Genomic DNA, 17,949 nt, shown 5'->3' with positions numbered 1-17,949 from the left:
CGCTCGCCGCCGCGGCCGTCAGAGCGCGGTAAGGGCCGTGAGGCCGTCCGTACGGGCCAGGGTGTCGAGCTCATCCAGAGCCCGGCGCGCCCGTGCGGCGGCCTCGGGGTCGGATTCGGTCAGACCGGCGGCCAGGAACTCGTCCTCGTCCAGCCGGAGCACCTGGCTGCCGTCGGCCGAGACCCACAGGTCGAGTTCCAGGTCGGTGACGACGAGGGACCCGGACTCGACACGGGCGGGGCGCGTGATGTCGCAGTACCAGCCCTTGAGCACGCCCTCCCCGTCGCGCACCTCCTTCACCGCGTACCAGCGGTCTCGCCAGTAGCACTCGGTGAAGACGTCGCCTCGCTCGAAGCGCACGAAGCCGAAGTCCCGCACCGGCGGCCCGGCCCAGGGCGCGCTGACCACGGCGCGGGTGCCGTCGTCGCCGAGCACCGTCGCGGGGTAGCGCACCTCGGGGCGCTCGTGCTTGAGCAGCGTGACCGTCACCCGGTCACCTTTGATCAGCCTGGAGTCCATGGGCCCATCCTGCCGCACCGGCCGTCGCGAACGCATTGGCGTTTCCGGCGTGGCTGCGGGCACGGCGGCACCCAACTACGCTGCTCGGCATGGAGATTATGGGGACTGCGCTGCGGGTCTGTGTGGACGATCTGGACGCCGCGATTCCGGTGTACGAGAAGCTCGCGGACGCGGAGGCGGCCCGGTTCGAGATGGGCCCCGTCTCGGTCGCCGCCGTCGGACCGTTCTTCCTGATGAGCGGCCCCCCGGAACATCTGGACGTGCTGCGCAGGATCGCCGCCACGCTCGCCGTGAAGGACGTGGACGAGGCGCTCGCCGACCTGCGGGCGGTGGGTGCCGAGATCATCGCGGGCCCGAAGCCGGGTCCGGCCGGGCGCAATGTGGTCGCCCGGCACCCCGACGGTTCGGTTTTCGAGTACGTCGACCGCCAGGGCGCCGGGGGCTGACCCGCCCCTACCCGGAACCAGGGGCTCCGCCCCTGCGCCCCGTGCCCTGGGGCGGAGCACCGGACCGCCGTCCGGGCGGCGACGCGGCCCCCCGGAATCAGTCCGCGCCGCCACCGTCCGGGCTGACGTACGCGCGCAGCACCTCGTGCAGCTCGCGCTCCGAGGCGTCGTAGCTGCTCCGGAGCCGGGAGCCGGGCCAGTCGGGCGGCAGCAGCGCGTCCGGCAGCACGGGATCGGTCAGCAGCTGGCGCAGCACGGCCGCCGAGACGGTGAACTGTCCGGCCAGCCCCGTGTCGTCGGAGCGGACCCGGGCACGGACCCGCTCCAGCGCCGCCTCCAGGCTGCGGGCCCGGCGTGCCCAGCCGTCCAGGTCCCAGAGCAGCGCGGCGAGCGCGGCGGGGTCACCGTCCGGCGCCCCGGTCAGCCGCGTGCACTGCTCCCGTACGACGGGCAGCTGCGGGCGGTCCAGGTTCGCGGGCCGCAGCCAGCTGCCTTCCCGCAGCTCGGCGAGGCGCAGCCGCGCCATCGCCTGGCGCAGCGCGGCACGCTCGCCCGCAGCCCGGCGGTCGACGGTGACGACCGCGATCTCCCAGCTGCCGTCCCACTCGCGGGTGCGCGGTGAGCGGCTGTCGTCCTGGCGTGCCTGCCGCTCCAGCAAGCGCGCGGTGAGGCCGTACATGCCGTCGCGCTGCTCCAGGTCGCCCGCGGCGACCATCCGGGAGAGCGCGACCCGGATGGTGCCCTCCGCGACGGAGAAGAGTTCACCCACCCGGACCAGCGCCCGCACCGGCAGCCGGGGCGGGTGGTGACCGAGCAGCGTACTCAGCACGATGGAGCGTGCCGTGAGCGGCCGCAGCGTGAGGGTTCCGTCGTCGTCCATCTGTACGGAGATCCTAGTGCTTCAGGCAACGTTCACCCCGCTCTTACCACTTCTCTTCACGCATCCAGAAGGCGTAACGTTTCGGGTATGGCCACTCACGAAGTCCTCAACCAGGCGCCCCCGCTCACCGGCTTCAGCACGGCGGACGAGCCCGCTCTGCTGGAGGCGCTGCGGCGCGACGGCGCGGGCTGGGGGGAAACGGAGCTGCGGGAGCTGGGCGCGCGTGCCGGTTCCCCCCAGGTGCAGGAGCAGGCCCGGCAGGCGGAGGAGAGCCCGCCCCGGCTGCACACCCATGACCGGTTCGGCCACCGCGTCGACGAGGTGGAGTTCCACCCGGCCTGGCATGAGCTGATGCGGGCCGCCGTGGAACAAGGGCTGCACGCCGCCCCCTGGGCGGAAACGCGCGCGGGTGCGCATCTGCTGCGGGCCGCGAAGTTCTACGCCTGGTCCCAGGCGGAGGCGGGGCACGGCTGCCCCGTCTCGATGACGTACGCCGCCGTCGCCCCGCTGCGCGCCCAGCCCGAGCTGGCCCAGGCGTACGAGCCGCTGCTCGCGTCCCGTGCGTACGACTACGGGCTGCGTCCGCCGCTGGGCAAGTCGGGGCTGATCGCCGGGATGTCGATGACCGAGAAGCAGGGCGGCTCGGACGTCCGGACGAACACCACCCGCGCCGTGCCCGCGCCGGGCGACGGCGCGGAGGCGTACCGGATCACCGGGCACAAGTGGTTCACTTCGGCGCCGATGAGCGATGTCTTCCTCACCCTGGCGCAGACCGCCGAGGGCCCGACCTGCTTCCTGCTCCCCCGCGTCCTGCCCGACGGCACCCGCAACGGGCTGCGGCTGCAGCGGCTGAAGGAGAAGCTGGGCAACCACTCGAACGCCTCCGCCGAGATCGAGTACGAGGACGCGCTGGCCTGGCGGGTGGGCGAGCCGGGGCGCGGGGTCCGCACCATCGTGGAGATGGTCAACCTGACCCGGCTGGACTGTGTGCTCGGCTCGGCGGCGGGCATGCGGGCGGGGCTCCGTCTCGCCCTGCACCACACCCGGCACCGCCGCGCGTTCGGCGCCCGGCTGGCCGAGCAGCCGCTGATGCGCAACGTACTGGCCGACCTCGCGGTGGAGTCGGAGGCCGCGACTCTGCTCGCGATGCGGCTGGCCGCCGCCCTGGACCGGTCGCTGTCCGGGGACACGGGCGAGGCGGCGCTGCGCAGGGTGGGGCTGGCCGCGGGCAAGTACTGGGTGTGCAAGCGGGGCAGCGCACACACGGCGGAGTCGCTGGAGTGCCTGGGCGGCAACGGCTATGTGGAGGAGTCCGGCATGCCGAGGCTCTACCGGGAGGCGCCGCTGCTGTCGATCTGGGAGGGCTCGGGGAACGTCGCGGCGCTGGACGTGCTGCGTGCCCTCATGAAGGACCCGGGCACGCTGGACGCGTTCTTCGGCGAGGTGGAGCGCGCGGCCGGGTCCGACCGGCGGCTCGACGCGGCGGTGGACGCGCTCCGCAAGGACCTCGCCGAGGTTGCCGGTTCGGCCGATCCGGCGCAGGCGCAACTGCGTGCACGCGGACTGGCCGAGCGGATGGCGCTGGTGCTCCAGGGCTCGCTGCTGGTGCGCCACAGCCCGGCAGCGGTCGCGGACGCGTTCTGCGCCTCGCGGCTGGGCGGCGACTGGGGGCACGCCTTCGGGACCCTCCCGGCGGGTACGGACTTCGGCACCATCCTGGACCGTGCCCGCCCCGCCGATGCGGCGGGCACAGCCTCCGCGTGAGCGCGGCGGGCGGCGGCCCGTCACTCCGCCGCCCGCTGCCCCCTCACTCGCCTCGCTGATTCCGGCAGGCACCATCCGGAACGGGACGCGACGCTGCTTCGCGAACGCGCCGGTCCCCGGCGCACCGGCCGTACGGGCCCGCACCGGCGGCCCCGGGGTCGCACTGGCCTCGGCGGGCCTGGACTTCAGCCAGGCCGTCCGGCTCGGCACCTACCCCGTCGACGTCACACGCTGACCACCCCGTCCCACCCCGCCTCGCCCCGCCCCCGCGCAGCACAGCGCAGTACCAGTGGAATTCAGCCACTCGCCCCTCCAAGCGCAGCCGTCGCGATCGTGAAGCGTTACGGAACCAGGAACCGCGCGCGCAACTCTGCGGACACTTCACGGACATCACCCGGCTAGACTCGCCGTGATGCTCCTGGCCAGCAGGAAGAATGCAGTGCCACCAGAGCACCCGGGTGGCGCACACAGGGTGTTCAGCCGGTGACGACGCGGATCGGTGGGGGGAGAAGAGATGTCGTTGCATGATCTCGTCCGCAAGGAAGCGGCAGCGCGGATGTCTCATTCGGAACGTTTGGCGACTATGCGTTCCGCACGTCTCTACTTCCAACGGCCGGAGAAGCCGGGCTTCCTGGTCTCGGAGACGGACGAGGGCCCGGTCGTGCCGGTCTTCACCTCCTGGGCACGGCTCGGGCTGTTCGCCGGGCCGTGCGAGTGGGCGTCCACGACTGCCGCGGATCTGGTGGAGCTGCTGCCCGAGGGTGTACGCGTGTTGGTCGACCCGCTCGGACCTGGCGCGTTCCTGCTGGACACGGAGGCGCTGCGGGCCTCGGGCACGGAGAGGGAAGCACGGTGACGAGCCCTGGCGGAGAGTCCGGCGAGGTGAAGCCGGGGGACGGCTACCGGATCGAGATCGCCTCGGTGCGCAAGATCATGAAGCCGCTCGAGGAGTCCGTCGTCGCCGCACGCAAGATCAAGAGCGACTGGAAGCCGCTGGCCGACACCATCTACGACTCGGCCACCTTCGAGATCGTGCAGTCGGCCGAGGACGTGCTCTCGCAATGGGGCCACGGCATGGGGAAGGTCGCGGAGCACACGGACACCGTCGTGGAGACGCTGCGGCAGGTCATCGCCGCCTATATCCTCGCCGATCTGCTGGGCATCAAGCACTTCGCGCCGACCGAGGACAACCTCGCCAAGCTGCCGTTCGGCGAGTACGGGCTGAAGGCGTGGGAGGACGGGCACCGGCCCAAGTTCGACCCGCCGCCCCAGATCTACCAGGAACCCTGGCTCGACGACGGCGGTTCCGGCTCCGGCGGTTCGGACAACTCGGGCGGGGTCCAGGATCTGCCCACCAACCCGCGCAAGCTCTACGACGGCGGCTGGGTCACCGACGGCGGCGGCGGGGGGCCGATCATATGACTCGTGACGCGATCGAGGGCGGCACGGTCGAACGAATGGACCTGACCGCGGTCTGGGGTTGATCACAGGCGGCTCCCGACCGCGGGTGCGGGCGGGAGCCGGGTGCGCGGTTTCCCGGAAGTGAGAACTCAGGGCTCAGAACTCAGGGCAGATCGGGCACCACCAGGATCTTGCGGCCCGTGCCCGAGGCGAACTGGTCCAACGCGGCCGGGTAGCTCTCCAGCGGCACCCGGTCGCTGATGAAGACGTCGGGGTCGAGCACGCCCGCCGCGAAGAGTTCCGCCGCCCTCTCGTAACTGTGCAGCACGGCCATGGATCCGGTGATCGTGATCTCCTGGTTGTAGATGCGGTACGGCTCGATCGTCGCGGTGGTGGCGTAGTCCGAGACGCCGAACTGCAGGAAGGTGCCCGCCTTGGCGACCCGGGAGAGGCCGTCCTGGATCGCGGCGGCGTTGCCCGTCGCGTCGATCACCAGATCCCAGCCTCGCGGCTGGTCCAGTTCGTCGGCGGTGGCCGCCGCCGAGGAGCAGCCCAGGGTGCGGGCGGTGGCGAGCCGCTCGGGGTTGAGGTCGAGCACGTCCACCGAAGCGGCCCCGGTGCGCTTGGCGAGTTCGAGCATCATCAGCCCCATCGTCCCGGAGCCGTAGACCAGGACGTGGGCGCCCAGTTGGCTCTTCAGCACGTCATAGCCGCGCACCGCGCAGGACAGCGGCTCGATGAGCGCGGCGTCCTGCGTGCGTACGTGGTCCGGGAGGCGCACGCAGTTGGCGACCGGGGCCACCGCGTACTCCGCCGCGCCGCCCGCCGTGGTGACGCCGATGGCGGCCCAGCGGTCGCACATGTTGTTGTGCCCGACCCGGCAGTAGCGGCACTCGTGGCAGTAGAGCGAGGGGTCGACCGCGACCCGGTCGCCCTCCGACAGTTCGGTGACGTCGGCGCCGAGGCCGACGACCTCCCCCGCGAACTCATGGCCCGGCACCAGCGGCAGCGAGGGGGCGAACTCTCCCTGAAGGATGTGCAGATCGGTGCCGCACAGGCCGCAGGCGGCCACCTTCACCACGACATCGCGCGGTCCGGGGGCGGGGTCGGGCACAGTGGTGATCGAGACCTTGCCGGGCGCCTCGACGAGTGCGGCCTTCATTTCACAGCTCCTAGCGACAGGCCCTGGACGAGTTTGTCCTGGGCGGCGTACCCGGCGGCGAGCACCGGGAGGGAGATCATCAGAGAGGCAGCGCACACCTTGGCCAGGAACAGGCCCTGGCTGGTGATGAAGCTGGTCAGGAAGACGGGGGCGGTCTGGGCCGTCACGCCGGTGAGCACCCGCGCGAAGAGCATCTCGTTCCAGCTGAAGATGAAGCAGATCAGCGCGGTGGCCGCCATCCCCGGACCGGCGATGGGGGCGATCACCCTGGCCAGGATGGTGGGCAGCCGCGCGCCGTCGATCTGTGCGGCCTCGATCAGCGAGACGGGCACCTCGGCGAGGAAGGACTGCATCATCCAGACGGCGATCGGCAGATTCATCGCGGTGTAGAGGATGACCAGCAGCCAGATGTTGTCGAGCATGCCCGTGTTCTTGGCGAACAGATACACCGGCAGCAGCCCGGCGACCACCGGCAGCATCTTGGTGGACAGGAAGAAGAACAGCACGTCCCGCCACTTGTGCACCGGCTTGATGGACAGCGCGTACGCCGCCGGCAGCGCGAGCAGCAGCACCAGTACGGTCGAGACGACGGAGGCCGTCATCGAGTTGATCAGCGGGGGCCAGGGGCTGGCCCCTCCCCCGGCGCCGAAGAACTCCCGGTAGCCGTCCAGGGTGAGCGGCGCACCGAGCGAGGGCGGGTTGGTGGCGGCGTCCGCCTCCGAGTGAAAGGAGGTGAGCGCCATCCAGGCGACCGGCAGGAAGAAGAGGATTCCCGCCAGCCAGGCCAGCAGCCCCAGCGCGGCTCCGCGCCGCCGGGCACGGCGTACGACGGTGGGTTCCGGGTCCTTGCGGAGTCCGGCGCGAGCGCGCGCCGCCCTCGATTTGGACGCGAACGTGGAGGTGGACTTGGTGGTGGTCTCGGCCGTCGTCATGCCCGGGACACCTCCCCGCTGAAGAGGGACGACACCACGCGCAGTGCGAAGGTGGCAATGAGGATCGATCCGATCACCACGAGCACACCGGCGGCCGACGCCATGCCGTACTCGTGCGCCCGGTAGAAGGTCTCGTAGATCGTGTAGGGCAGGTTGGCGGTGCCGAGCCCGCCGGAGGTGAGCGTGAAGACGGCGTCGAAGTTCTGCACGATGTAGATGGAGCCGAGCAGCGCCCCCAGCTCCAGATAGCGGCGCAGATGCGGCAACGTGAGGTAGCGGAAGATCTGCCAGCTGTCCGCTCCGTCGAGCCGGGCCGCCTCGATCATGTCCAGCGGGCGGCTCTGCAGCCCGGCCAGCAGGATCAGCATCATGAACGGCGTCCACTGCCAGATCAGTGAGGCCTCGATCGCCAGCAGCGGCATTTCGGAGATCCAGTCCGGCTGCACCGGGTCGTCGATGCCCACGAGCCCGGCACCCCGGTTGATCAGGCCGTTGAACAGCCCGTACTCCGCGTTGAAGAGCACGTGCTTCCACAGCAGCGCCGCCGCCACCGGGACCAGCAGGAACGGGGTGATGAGCATGGTGCGCACCAGCCCGCGTCCCTTGAACGTGCGGTCCAGCAGCAGCGCGAGCACCAGCCCGAGCACCAGGCTCACCAGCACCACCGCGGCGGTGAGCACAGCCGTGGTGAGCACCGACTCGCGCAGTGCCGCGTCGGAGAGCACCGTGCCGTAGTTGGAGATGCCCGCGAACTCACGTGCGTCCGGGTAGAGCGAGTTCCACTCGAACAGGGAGATGAAGAGTGTCGCCACGAACGGCAACTGGGTGACGACGATGAGGAAGATCAGGGCGGGCAGCAGCGGGGCGCGGGTCGCCCATGCCTTGAGGCGCCGCGAGGAGGCGGTCGGGGGTGCCGGGGAGCGGGGCTGCCCCGGGGGCGCGGCGCCGGTGCGCGGCGCGAGGGTCTTCGGCGGAGTTGTCATCGGCTCCGCTGCTCCTCGCCGACCTTCTCGGCCAGTTTCTGGGACTTCTTCAGCGCCTCGTCGACGGTCTGGCGGCCGGCGATGGCGGCGCTGATCTCCTGGGAGACCTTGGTGCCCAGGTCGGTGAACTCCGGGATGCCGACGAACTGGATGCCGGGGGCCGGACGCTTCTGCACACCCGGATCGCGCGGGTTGGCGGCACTGATCGCCTCATGCGTCACTTCGTGGAATGCCTTCGCCGCCTTCTGGTACTGCGGGTTCTCGTAGGTGGAGGCGCGCTTCCCGGCGGGTACGTTGGCCCAGCCGATCTCCTTGCCCACCAGCTCCTCGTACTCCTTGCTGGAGGCCCAGGAGATGAACTTCCAGGCGTTGTCCGCGTTGCCCGAGGCCTTCTGCATCGCCCAGGCCCACGTGTAGAGCCAGCCCGAGCTGCTGGTCTTGTCGACCGGGGCGGGCACATATCCGATCTTGCCCTTGACCGGGGACTTCGCGGCCTCCAGCGAGCCGGCTCCGGCGGTGGCGTCGTACCACATCGCCGTCTTGCCCTGCGTCATGTTGTTCAGGCACTCGGCGTAACCGGCCTGGGCGGCACCGGACTCGCCGTGCTCGCGCACCAGGTCGACGTAGAACTTGGTCGCCTTCGTGAACTCGGGAGAGTCGAGCTGGGCGTTCCAGTCCTTGTCGAACCAGGTGCCGCCCATGGTGTTGACGACGCTGGTCAGCGGGGCTATCAGTTCGCCCCAGCCGGGCAGTCCGCGCAGGCAGATCCCGGCCATGTCCTTCTCGGCGCCGTCCACCTCGGCGGCGATGTCGGCGACCTGCTGCCAGGTGGGCTGCTCCGGCATCTTCAGGTCGTGCTTCTTGAGGACGTCCTCGCGGTACATCAGAAACGACGACTCTCCGTAGAACGGCTCGGCGTATACCTTGCCGTCCGCGGTGAGCGACTGCCGCATGGGGTCGAGGATGTCCTCCTGGTCGAACGCCTTGTCCTTGGCGATGTACGGGTCCAGCGGGTGCAGCCAGCCGTTCTTCGCGTAGATCGGCGTCTCGTAGTTGCTGATCGTGGCGACGTCGTACTGTCCGGCCTGGTTGGAGAAGTCCTGGCCGATCTTGTCGCGGACCTCGTTCTCGGGGAGGACGGTGAAGTTGACCTCGATGCCGGTCTTCTCGGTGAAGTGCTCGGCGGTCAGCTTCTGCAGGTCGGCCATCTGCGGGTTGTTGACCATCAGGACGTTGATGGAGTCGCCTTCCGAGGAACCGCCGCCCCCCGCACCGCTGCAGGCGGCCAGAAGGCTTCCGGCCGCCGCCACGGCGATGAGAGCACGCGCGGGATGTCGGCTGTGACTGCCCATGTCAGTCTCCGGTTTCTTGTCTGTTGCGCGGTATGGGGGCATCTTGAGGACGGACTCGGCCGCGCCGCCCGCACGGCGTGGTGACGCTGCGGGAGGTCCGCGACGCGTGATACGTGGAGGCGAGCGGGGTGGCTGCGAGCGGCGTGATTGCGGGCTGCGGGAATGCGGGCTGCGCTGGTGCGGTGCCGGGTGTCAGACCCGGATGACCTGGGGTCCCTGAAGGGAGTAGCGGTGGGCCTCGGCGGCGGGCAGACCGGTGGTCGTGACGATGGCCTCGAACTCTCCCACCTCGGCGAAACGGCAGAAGCTCACTGCGGCGAATTTGGTGTGCATTCCGGTGAAGACCCGGCGTCGAGATGCCTGCATGGCCCGGGCCTTCACCTCGCTGACGGCCGGATCGGGGGTGGTCAGTCCGTGCTCGCGGGAGATGCCGTTGGCTCCGATGTACGCCAGGTCGATGACGAATCCGGAGAGCATCCGGGTGGTCCAGTGGTCGACTGTGCCCAGGGTGCCGCCGCGTACCCGGCCGCCCAGCAGCAGCACGGTGAACTCGCCCGCGCCCGCGAGCGATCCGGCCACCGGCAGAGAGGCGGTGACCACCGTGAGGGGGCGGTCACGCGGCAGCGCCTCCGCGATGAGCTGCGGGGTGAAGCCCTCATCGATGAAGACCGTTTCGGCCTCGCCCAGGAGTTCGGCGGAGGCCTCGGCGATCCGGCGTTTCTCGGGTACGTGCATGGTGGTACGGAAGGCGAGCGTGGTCTCGAAACCCGCGCTCTCCACCGGGTACGCGCCGCCGTGCGTGCGCCGCAGCAGACCGTAGGACTCCAGGACCCGAAGGTCGCGGCGGACGGTCTCCTTGGCGACGCCGAGAGCGACCGCGAGCTCGGCGACCTCGACGGAACCCCCGCGGCGGGCCGTACCGACGATCTCGCGCCGCCTTTCCTCCGCGCTCATGCCGTGCCACCTCCTCTTCGCTCCGTACGGGCGCCGATGTGCCCGTTCAGGCCCGTTCCGGCCCGTGTGAAGAGTTGTACCTGCGGTCGCAGGCGGCGAACAGGCTTGCCGCAAACGCGATCGTGCCCGTTTGCGCCCGGTCCGCAACAGGCCGGGACGGCTCGGGCCGGGAGAAACAGCGCGGGCAGTGACCTGCACCACTGCCCGCTCTTGCCGCCGAGCCGCCCGTTCTGCGCCCGTTTCTCCGCAGCGGGCGCCCGCTCGGTCAGTGGCGCCCGCTCGGTCAGCCGCTCCCCCTCGCCCCGTTGCGGGTCAGGCGGGGCGCATCCTGAACTCGTAGGCGTCCGGCAGCGGTTCGTCGGTGAGGGCGGCCCAGGTGTCGCTCAGGACCTCGTCGCCCTCGCGCAGGTCGTCCACCTCGAAACCGGCGGCGAAGACGGCGCGGGCCGCCTCCTTGTCCCCCTCCGCGATCAGCACCCGCGCGTCCAGCAGCCGGAAGCGCCCCCGCTCCCGCTGGGCGGGAGGCAGCCGGTCCAGCGCCCCGCGTGCGTCCGCGGAGCGCCCCGCGGCCAGCAGCAGCGGCACCGCCTCCCGCACCAGCGCGGCCAGCGCCCGCACCTCGGTGACCCGCTCCAGGGCCGCCAGCGCACGATCGGCTGCCCGCTGCGGATGGAGCCCGGTCGCGGCGTCGTAGGCGTCGGCGAAGGCAAGGCACCGCAGCGCCCAGGGCGACTCGGCCGCCGCACACGACCGCTCCCAGCTGCGTACGGCCTGCGCGTGATCCCCGGCATGCCACTGCGCGACGCCCAGGTGGTAGTCGGTCAACGCACCGGAGGGGGCGCACTCCAGCTGGTCGCGCCAGGCGGCGGAGACCAGCGAGGGCCCCGGCGGGACGCCGTCCTGAAGGTCGGCGTCCGGCAGGCTGCCGGTGGTGAGCAAGTGAAGCCACGGCTGCTGCTCCGGCCCCAGAGTGTCCTCGGTGAACGGCGTACCCGGCAGCCGGTGACCGCCGCGCGCCACCTCCAGCGCGCCCCAGCCGGAACCGGTGGCGAGCGGCGGCCCCTTGGGATCGGCGTCGGCACAGGGACGCCACGCGGCGTACGCGGCCTCCACCTCCGCGCGCGGCAGCGCCGCCTCCAGACGGGACGAGACCTGCTCGCGGGCGGCGTGCCAGTCCTCGCCGTGCACCGCGTCCGGATCGGCGTCGAGCGGCCCGTACGCCTCCAGCCAGGCGAACTCCTCACCTGCCTCCAGCGGTATGTGCTCCAGCTGCGTACGGGCAAGACCTGCCTGGATTTCGGCATAGCCCGGAGTGCCGCTCTCCGTGAGCCACTGCTGCCAGCGGCGGCCGCCCGGCCCGGAGCCCCACACGAACAGCTTCCGGCCACGCAGCAGATCGGTGGAGGTCTGCACGAGCCCCTGCCCCCGCTCGTCGAGCGAGGCGATCCACTTCCGCGACTCCCGGGGCACCTCGTAGAAGTAGTCGGCGGGGAAGTCGCTGCGCAGCGGATAGCTGCGGTCCGCGCCGCGCCAGTGCGGGACCGGGATCCGGCGCAGGCTGCGCTCGTAGCCGAAGTGCCAGGTCTCCTCGGCGGGCACCAGCACCCGGGTGCGCTCATGCTCAGGGACGGCGATGTTCGACCACCAGTAGACGGGCACCGCACGGTCATGCGGATTGCGGATACGGACACCGACGTGCAGGAAGTCCGAACCCTCCGGCATCCACAGGTCGACCTGGAAGGGCGTGTCGCGCAGCCGCTCCCACTCCCACAGGCGCAGCATCTCGCCGCCGTCGGGAGCCGGTACGCGCGCGGCGTGCACCGGCGCGCAGGAGAGGGTCGTATGGCCGGTCGCGCCGATGTTCCACTCGATGCCGCCGGAGAACCAGGCGCCGTTGAGCGCGAAGTCGGCGGGCTGGAGGACGGGGTTGGTGTACAGCAGCTCGCGCCCGGTCGGCTTGTGGTGCAGTGAGTACACCCGCCCGCCGAGGCCCGGCAGCACGGTCGCGCGCAGCCGGTCGTTCTCGATCACGATCGTGTCCAGCACGGTGGCGGTGCGCTCGCGGGAGTATCCGTCGAGCACGCGGGCGGGCAGCACCGACCGCAGCGGCTCGTAGCCCACCTGGCGGGCCATCTCGGGGGGCAGCTCGGCCCGCTGGGCGTCCGGGATCGAGTGCGCCTCGTCCAGCGGGAGCAGCGGAGGGAGAGGGTTCTCGGCGCCGACGGCTGCGGCGGGCAGGGTCAGAGTGCTGCTGCGTACGGTGGTGGCCACGGCTGCTGCCTCGCTCTCTGCGGGCCCGGCTGCGCCGGGAGGAAACCCGCGTGTGCTGGTTTCGGTGCTCACTTGCGGTACTCCGTTGCTGGCCACGCCCCTCGTGGCGGCACCGTGACGGCGATGATGTTCTTCCCACCGCCGCCACGCGCAACCCCCGTTGACCTGCGGCCCGACCGCGACGGCTCACACCGCGGCGTCCTCCCGCACCAGCACGTCCTCCAGCAGACCCGCCAGCAGCGCGGCGGCCGAGCCGTCCGGGTCCAGATCGGGGTCGTAGATGGTGAGCTGGAAACCGGCGCAGCGCGGCGAGGCGGCCAGCGTCCGCAGCAGGACGCGGACCTCGTCGGTGCTGAGACCGCCCGGCTCGTCACTGTCGACGGCGGGCATCACGCCCGGGTCCAGCACATCGGCGTCCATGTGCAGCCAGAAGCCGTCCAGTTCCGCTGCGGCCAGCCGGGAGAGCGCGGCCCGCGCGGTCGCCTCCGGCCCTTCGCGGCGTACGGCGGCGACGGTGGCGTAGTCGATGCCCAGCGCGGTCAGCTCCTCCTGGCTGTTGTCCGGCTCGTTGTCGGCGTCGCGCAGGCCGAGCAGCACGAGGTCCTCATCGCGTACGTACGGGCGCAGCCCCTCGAGGTCGGTCAGGTCGCTCTGACCACGGCCGGTCACCAGGGCCACGTCCTCGCCGCCCGCCGCGCCGACGTCTCCGGGCGCGTTGCCCGGATGCCGGAAGTCGTCGTGGCCGTCCAGGTAGGCGAGCCCGTAGCGGCCGGTGCGGCGCAGCCCGAGCGAGGAACCGAGGACGATCGAGCAGTCGCCACCGAGGACCACCGGGAAGTCGCCCGCACGGACATGGTGCTCGATCCGGTCCGCGAGGCGGCTGCTGTACGCGGCGAGGGCGGGCGCGTTGAAGACACCGTCGCCGCGCTGCCAGTCGCCGCGGTCATAGCGCGGCGGTACCACCACACCGCCCTCGCGGGCACCGAGCCGCCGCAGCAGCCCCTGCTCGCGGAGGGCACCGGCAAGTTTGTAGCAGCCGGGGACCGTGCCCGGCGCAGGCGGGCGCAGGCCCAGGTTGGAGGGGGCGTCGATCAGTACGGTACGACCAGGCGGCATTGACATGGCGACATTCTGCCGCTCCCCCGGGGCGGACCACACTCTGGGTGCTGCGAAGATTGCCGGCATGCTGCCCATGCCCGGTGAACTCGTCCCCGCCTCGCTCCCCGTGGTCACCACCATGGGGGCACACGACAGCGGCCGGACCTGGCTCGCCGAACTGCCACGGCTGATCAGGGAGTCGGCCGAGCGGTGGGACCTCCGGCTGGGCGAGCCGTACCACGGCGGCAGCTGCTCCTGGGTGGCACCGGTCCTCCGCCGAAACAGCGCCGGACAGCCTGCCGGAGCACCCGCCGTACTCAAGCTGACCTGGCCGCACCCGGAGGCGGACGCCGAGGCCGCGGCGCTGCGGCGATGGGCAGGCCGGGGCGCGGTGCGCGTCTACGAAGACGACCCGCAGCGGTACGCGCTGCTGCTGGAGCGGTGCGACCCCGGCACGGAGCTGGGCGCGGCCCACGGCATACCGGCCGACGAACGGCTGACGGCCGCGGCCGGCGTGCTGCGGGAGCTGTGGGACGGGGCGGTGGCGGTCGATGTTCCGGGCGCGGCGCCGCCGGAGCCGGAGCCGTCCGGACCGCAGCCCGCACCACAGCCCGGCGCCGAGCTGACCGGGCTGGCGCGGCTGGGGCTGACCCGGCCGCAGCCGGACCGGATGACCGGCATCACCGCCGCGTGGGCAGACCTGGCCGAAGAGCGGGCGGCACGCAGCTGGCCCGACGGCATCGACACCGGCCTCTTCGCCCTCGGCGCACGGCTGCTGCGCGAACTGCCGAAGACCGCCACACGGGACGTGCTGCTGCACGGCGACCTCAACCCCGGCAATCTGCTCGCGGCCCGGCGTCGGCCATGGCTCGCCATCGACGCCAAACCGATGACCGGCGATCCGGCCTTCGACCCCTGGCCGCTGATCGAACAGGTCGACGACCCGTTCGCGAAGCCCGACCCGCACACGGTGCTCACCCGCCGCACGGCGCTGGTCTCGGAGATCCTCGGCGAGGACCCCTGGCGGGTGCGGGCCTGGGCGGTGGCGCGGCACGTGGAGTACCTGCTCTGGTCGGTGGTCGAGGACGAGGACCTGACCCGCAGCGTCGGGCTGATGGCGCAGACCCGGATCCTCGCGGACGTCGCCGGGCTCTGACGCCTCCGCTCCCCCGTGCATCGATTCCGCCCGGTTGCGGAAGGCGGGGGGCGAGGGACCATTGGGGTGAGGCACGCCACCCGTACCGAGGAGGTACCCCATGACCACCGCCGGCCAGATCATGCACTCCGGTGCGCAGTGGATTCCCGAGACCGAGACCCTCGACCGGGCCGCACAGCTGATGCGCGAGATGGATGTCGGGGCGCTTCCGGTGAGCGATCAGAACGAGAGGCTCTGCGGCATCCTCACCGACCGCGACATCGTCGTCGGCTGCGTGTCGCACGGGAGGGATCCGTCCCGCATGACAGCAGGAGACCTGGCGAAGGGCACCCCGCGCTGGATCGACGCCGGTGCGAGTGTGGACGAGGTCCTGGAGGAGATGCAGAGCCACCAGATCCGCAGGCTGCCGGTGATCGAGGAGAAGCGGCTGGTCGGCATGATCAGCGAGGCGGACCTCGCGCATCATCTCTCCGACAGCCAGATCGCCTCTTTCGTGGAACAGGTCTATTCCTGACCCCTTCACCGGCGGGGGCGGGTCCTTCCCCTGACCCGCCCCTTCCCGAAACTGGGGCCAAGCCCCGGACCCCCGCCCGGCCAACCCGGCACGCAGCCGCAACCACCAGCGCTCCGCGCGGGAAGTCTCCCCCTGCCCCTTCCGGAACCAGGGCGAGCCCCAGACTCCAGCCCGGCCAACGCGCCACGCAGCCGCCATCACTCCGCAGCGGGCGGTAGCCGCAGGCGCCACGGCTGCGTACCCGGAACTTGTCGCTGACCCGCTCCTGCCCGAAACCGGGCGCAGGACCAGACCCCGGCCCGGGTCAACCCGGCGTGCGGCCGCAGCCACAGGCAGGCTCGGCCGCCACCGCGGCGGAGTGGGAACCGGCCCCCGAACTGCCCGCGGGCCGGGGTCCAGGGGCGGATCCCCTGGTTTCGGGGAGGGGCGAGGCAGGGGAAGAGGCGAGCGGTCACCGCTCCAGCTTCAGCACCGGCACATCGTCCCGCGCCATCCCGAACCTCTGCGCGTACAGCGACAGTTCCGCCTCCACCGCCCGAACAATCGTGTCGGCCCGCCGGAACCCGTGCCCCTCCCCCTCAAAGGCCAGATAGGCGTGCGGGACGGCCCGCTCGCCCAGCCGTTCCAGGAAGCGTTCGCACTGGATCGGCGGGCAGATCACGTCGTCCAGGCCCTGGAGCAGCAGGAACGGGACGGCGACTTGTTCCGCCCGGTTGACCGGGGACCGCTCGCGGTAGCGGTCGGCGTTCGTTGCGGGTGCACCGACCAGGGAGTCCAGGTAGCGGGATTCGAAGTCGTGCGTCTCGCCTTCAGCCCATCCGGACAGGTCGAGGATGGGGTAGGTGATGGTGCCGCAGGCGTAGACGTCCCTGGCGGCCGGGGAGGTGAGCGAGGCCGCGCTGGTCCAGCCGCCCGCGCTGCCGCCGCGGATGGCGAGCCGTGCCGCGTCTGCTGAGCCTTCTGCCGCCAGGGTGCGGGCGACGGCCGCGCAGTCCTCGACGTCGACGACGCCCCACTGTTCGCGCAGCCGGTTGCGGTATTCGCGTCCGTAGCCGGTCGAGCCGCCGTAGTTGACCTCGGCGACGCCGATGCCGCGGGAGGTGAAGTAGGCGATCTCCAGGTCGAGTACGAGGGGTGCCCGGCTGGTCGGTCCGCCGTGTGCCCACACCACGTACGGCGGCAGTTCGCCGTCGGGGGCGGTGCGGGCGGGGTGGCGCGGCGGGTAGACGTGGGCGTGTACGTCCCGGCCGTCGGGGCCGTGGAAGACGCGGACCTCCGGCTCGGGGTAGTAGGCCGGGTCGACAGGGTCCCGGTGCGGGGAGCCGATGACGGCGCTGTGCCCGGTGAGGGTGTCCAGTTCGACGATCTCGTGCGCGAGGTGCGGGCTGGAGGCGACTCCGGCCACCCGGGTGCCGGACACCGCGAGGGAGGCCGCCCACTCTGTCCATGGTCCGGGCGTGTCGGCGAGTTCGCCGCTGGCGGGGTCGAGGATTCCCAGTTTCATCGCGCCGCGTCCGTGCACGACGGCGACGAGTCCGCTGGGCAGCGGGGCGAACCAGCGGTGTCCGATCTTCCACAGCCCGCCGCCGAACTCCTCTTCGCGGGGGCACAGGTTGACGGCGGTGCCGGTGTCCGGGTCGACGCGGTGCAGGTTCCACCAGCCGGTGCGGTCGGTGGAGGCCAGCAGGGAGCCGTCGGCGGCCCATTCGGCCTGTGCGACCGACTCTTCGGGGCCGCCCGCCACGGTGCGTACGTCGGTGAAGGTGCCGTCTCCGGCGACCTCGGCGAGCCGGACTTCGGTGCCGTCCCATGGCATCGAAGGGTGGTCCCAGGCGAGCCAGACCACACGGGCGCCGTCCGGGGAGAAGCGCGGGCCGGTGACGAAGCGGTGCGCGGCGGCGGTCAGTTCGCGTACCCGGGTGCGGTCGTCGGCCGCCGAGCCGTCCAGCGGCACGGCCACCGGAAGCCGTCGCAGGTCGGTGGGGCCCTCGCCGGTGAACTCCTCCATCACGCAGACAACCTCGCCTGCCGCCTGGCCGCGGCCGGGCCGGATCACCGGATCGCACCAGCGCAGTCCGCCGCCGACGGCGGAGAGCGGGGTCAGCGGCCAGGGCGCGGTGCCGGGATCGTCCGGCGCGAAGGCGTACAGGCGCTGGTCGGCGAAGTGGGTGAAGACGATCAGCGGGCCGCCTGCCGCCCGTGCGGTACCGGCCCAGGGCTTGCCGCCGTATTCGATCACCCGGTTGCGTACGTTCCAGGGGGCGGGCAGCACGGACACGGCCTCGCCGTCGCGGTCCGCGGCGAGCCGCATCAGGGCGCGGCGCCCGCCCTCCTGGGGGCGCGGCGCCGTCCACCACACTTCCTCGCCGACGGCGCCGAGGTACTCGGGGCCGCCGTCGTGCGCGGCGACGAGTGCCGCGTCGATCGGGGAGGGCCAGCTGCCGTAGGGGGCCCGGGTCGTCGTCATCTGCGGTTGATCTCCTCGGGGCAGGACGGGGAAGCGACGGGGAGTCGACG

General features: G+C 71.8%; 17 protein-coding genes. 7 read left to right on the top strand and 10 right to left on the bottom strand.

What is annotated here, in order from left to right; all coding sequences use genetic code 11:
* Positions 1-18: 18 nt before the first annotated feature.
* Positions 19-519 carry a ribonuclease FAU-1 family protein gene (locus LHJ74_RS26820; RefSeq protein WP_260220845.1) on the bottom strand — a complete coding sequence of 167 codons (501 nt, stop codon included), beginning with the start codon at positions 517-519 and terminating at the stop codon, positions 19-21.
* An 89-nt stretch (positions 520-608) separates the two neighbouring features.
* On the opposite strand from LHJ74_RS26820, the gene LHJ74_RS26815 reads away from it, so the two are divergent.
* Positions 609-965, top strand: a complete 357-nt coding sequence (locus LHJ74_RS26815; RefSeq protein WP_260220844.1) for a VOC family protein — start codon at positions 609-611, stop codon at positions 963-965.
* Positions 966-1,062: 97 nt separating this feature from the next.
* Here the strand turns inward: LHJ74_RS26815 and LHJ74_RS26810 are convergent, their stop codons facing one another.
* Positions 1,063-1,845: a PaaX family transcriptional regulator C-terminal domain-containing protein gene (locus tag LHJ74_RS26810; protein WP_260220843.1), complete on the bottom strand. Its 783-nt coding sequence runs from the start codon at positions 1,843-1,845 to the stop codon at positions 1,063-1,065.
* Positions 1,846-1,932: 87 nt separating this feature from the next.
* Here LHJ74_RS26810 and LHJ74_RS26805 point away from each other — a divergent pair, with 87 nt between their 5' ends.
* From LHJ74_RS26805 to LHJ74_RS26790, 4 genes are all read left to right on the top strand, one after another.
* A complete protein-coding gene (locus LHJ74_RS26805; protein WP_260220842.1) occupies positions 1,933-3,609 on the top strand; it encodes an acyl-CoA dehydrogenase family protein in 1,677 nt (558 codons plus the stop codon).
* Positions 3,569-3,844 carry a hypothetical protein gene (locus LHJ74_RS26800; protein ID WP_260220841.1) on the top strand — a complete coding sequence of 92 codons (276 nt, stop codon included), beginning with the start codon at positions 3,569-3,571 and terminating at the stop codon, positions 3,842-3,844. The genes LHJ74_RS26805 and LHJ74_RS26800 overlap by 41 nt, the downstream gene beginning before the upstream one ends.
* 348 nt (positions 3,845-4,192) lie before the next feature.
* Positions 4,193-4,465: an SseB family protein gene (locus tag LHJ74_RS26795; protein ID WP_260220840.1), complete on the top strand. Its 273-nt coding sequence runs from the start codon at positions 4,193-4,195 to the stop codon at positions 4,463-4,465.
* On the top strand, positions 4,462-5,031 hold the full coding sequence (locus LHJ74_RS26790; RefSeq protein WP_375546846.1) for a hypothetical protein: 570 nt from the start codon (positions 4,462-4,464) through the stop codon (positions 5,029-5,031). The genes LHJ74_RS26795 and LHJ74_RS26790 overlap by 4 nt, the downstream gene beginning before the upstream one ends.
* A 142-nt stretch (positions 5,032-5,173) precedes the next feature.
* Here LHJ74_RS26790 and LHJ74_RS26785 read toward each other — a convergent pair whose 3' ends face one another.
* The 7 genes from LHJ74_RS26785 to LHJ74_RS26755 form a co-directional block, all read right to left on the bottom strand.
* Entirely contained in the window at positions 5,174-6,172 is a 999-nt protein-coding gene (locus tag LHJ74_RS26785) for a zinc-dependent alcohol dehydrogenase family protein (protein WP_260220839.1), read from the bottom strand.
* Positions 6,169-7,104, bottom strand: coding sequence for a carbohydrate ABC transporter permease (locus LHJ74_RS26780; RefSeq protein ID WP_260220838.1), 936 nt, complete (start codon positions 7,102-7,104; stop codon positions 6,169-6,171). Before LHJ74_RS26780 ends, LHJ74_RS26785 begins: the two co-directional genes overlap by 4 nt.
* Complete coding sequence (locus LHJ74_RS26775) at positions 7,101-8,087, bottom strand: carbohydrate ABC transporter permease (RefSeq protein WP_260220837.1); 987 nt, start codon at positions 8,085-8,087, stop codon at positions 7,101-7,103. Before LHJ74_RS26775 ends, LHJ74_RS26780 begins: the two co-directional genes overlap by 4 nt.
* Positions 8,084-9,439: an ABC transporter substrate-binding protein gene (locus LHJ74_RS26770; RefSeq protein WP_260220836.1), complete on the bottom strand. Its 1,356-nt coding sequence runs from the start codon at positions 9,437-9,439 to the stop codon at positions 8,084-8,086. The genes LHJ74_RS26775 and LHJ74_RS26770 overlap by 4 nt, the downstream gene beginning before the upstream one ends.
* A gap of 192 nt (positions 9,440-9,631) precedes the next feature.
* Positions 9,632-10,393: a DeoR/GlpR family DNA-binding transcription regulator gene (locus LHJ74_RS26765; protein WP_260220835.1), complete on the bottom strand. Its 762-nt coding sequence runs from the start codon at positions 10,391-10,393 to the stop codon at positions 9,632-9,634.
* 312 nt (positions 10,394-10,705) lie between these two features.
* Positions 10,706-12,664 (bottom strand): DUF5107 domain-containing protein, encoded by a 1,959-nt coding sequence (locus LHJ74_RS26760; protein ID WP_260220963.1) that lies wholly within the window; start codon positions 12,662-12,664, stop codon positions 10,706-10,708.
* A 186-nt stretch (positions 12,665-12,850) separates the two neighbouring features.
* Entirely contained in the window at positions 12,851-13,786 is a 936-nt protein-coding gene (locus LHJ74_RS26755; RefSeq protein ID WP_260220834.1) for an arginase family protein, read from the bottom strand.
* Positions 13,787-13,847: 61 nt separating this feature from the next.
* On the opposite strand from LHJ74_RS26755, the gene LHJ74_RS26750 reads away from it, so the two are divergent.
* Both LHJ74_RS26750 and LHJ74_RS26745 read left to right on the top strand, forming a co-directional pair.
* Positions 13,848-14,918 (top strand): aminoglycoside phosphotransferase family protein, encoded by a 1,071-nt coding sequence (locus LHJ74_RS26750; RefSeq protein WP_260220833.1) that lies wholly within the window; start codon positions 13,848-13,850, stop codon positions 14,916-14,918.
* Between the two features lie 100 nt (positions 14,919-15,018).
* On the top strand, positions 15,019-15,432 hold the full coding sequence (locus LHJ74_RS26745) for a CBS domain-containing protein (protein WP_260220832.1): 414 nt from the start codon (positions 15,019-15,021) through the stop codon (positions 15,430-15,432).
* A 451-nt stretch (positions 15,433-15,883) separates the two neighbouring features.
* On the opposite strand, the gene LHJ74_RS26740 is transcribed toward LHJ74_RS26745, so the two are convergent.
* Positions 15,884-17,899: a prolyl oligopeptidase family serine peptidase gene (locus tag LHJ74_RS26740; protein WP_260220831.1), complete on the bottom strand. Its 2,016-nt coding sequence runs from the start codon at positions 17,897-17,899 to the stop codon at positions 15,884-15,886.
* Positions 17,900-17,949 lie beyond the last annotated feature (50 nt).

Origin of the sequence: Streptomyces gossypii, from assembly GCF_025165795.1 — a bacterium.
Taxonomy (GTDB): domain Bacteria; phylum Actinomycetota; class Actinomycetes; order Streptomycetales; family Streptomycetaceae; genus Streptomyces; species Streptomyces gossypii.
Note: the sequence above shows the minus strand (reverse complement) of the source record. Positions and strands in the feature narration are given on the sequence as shown.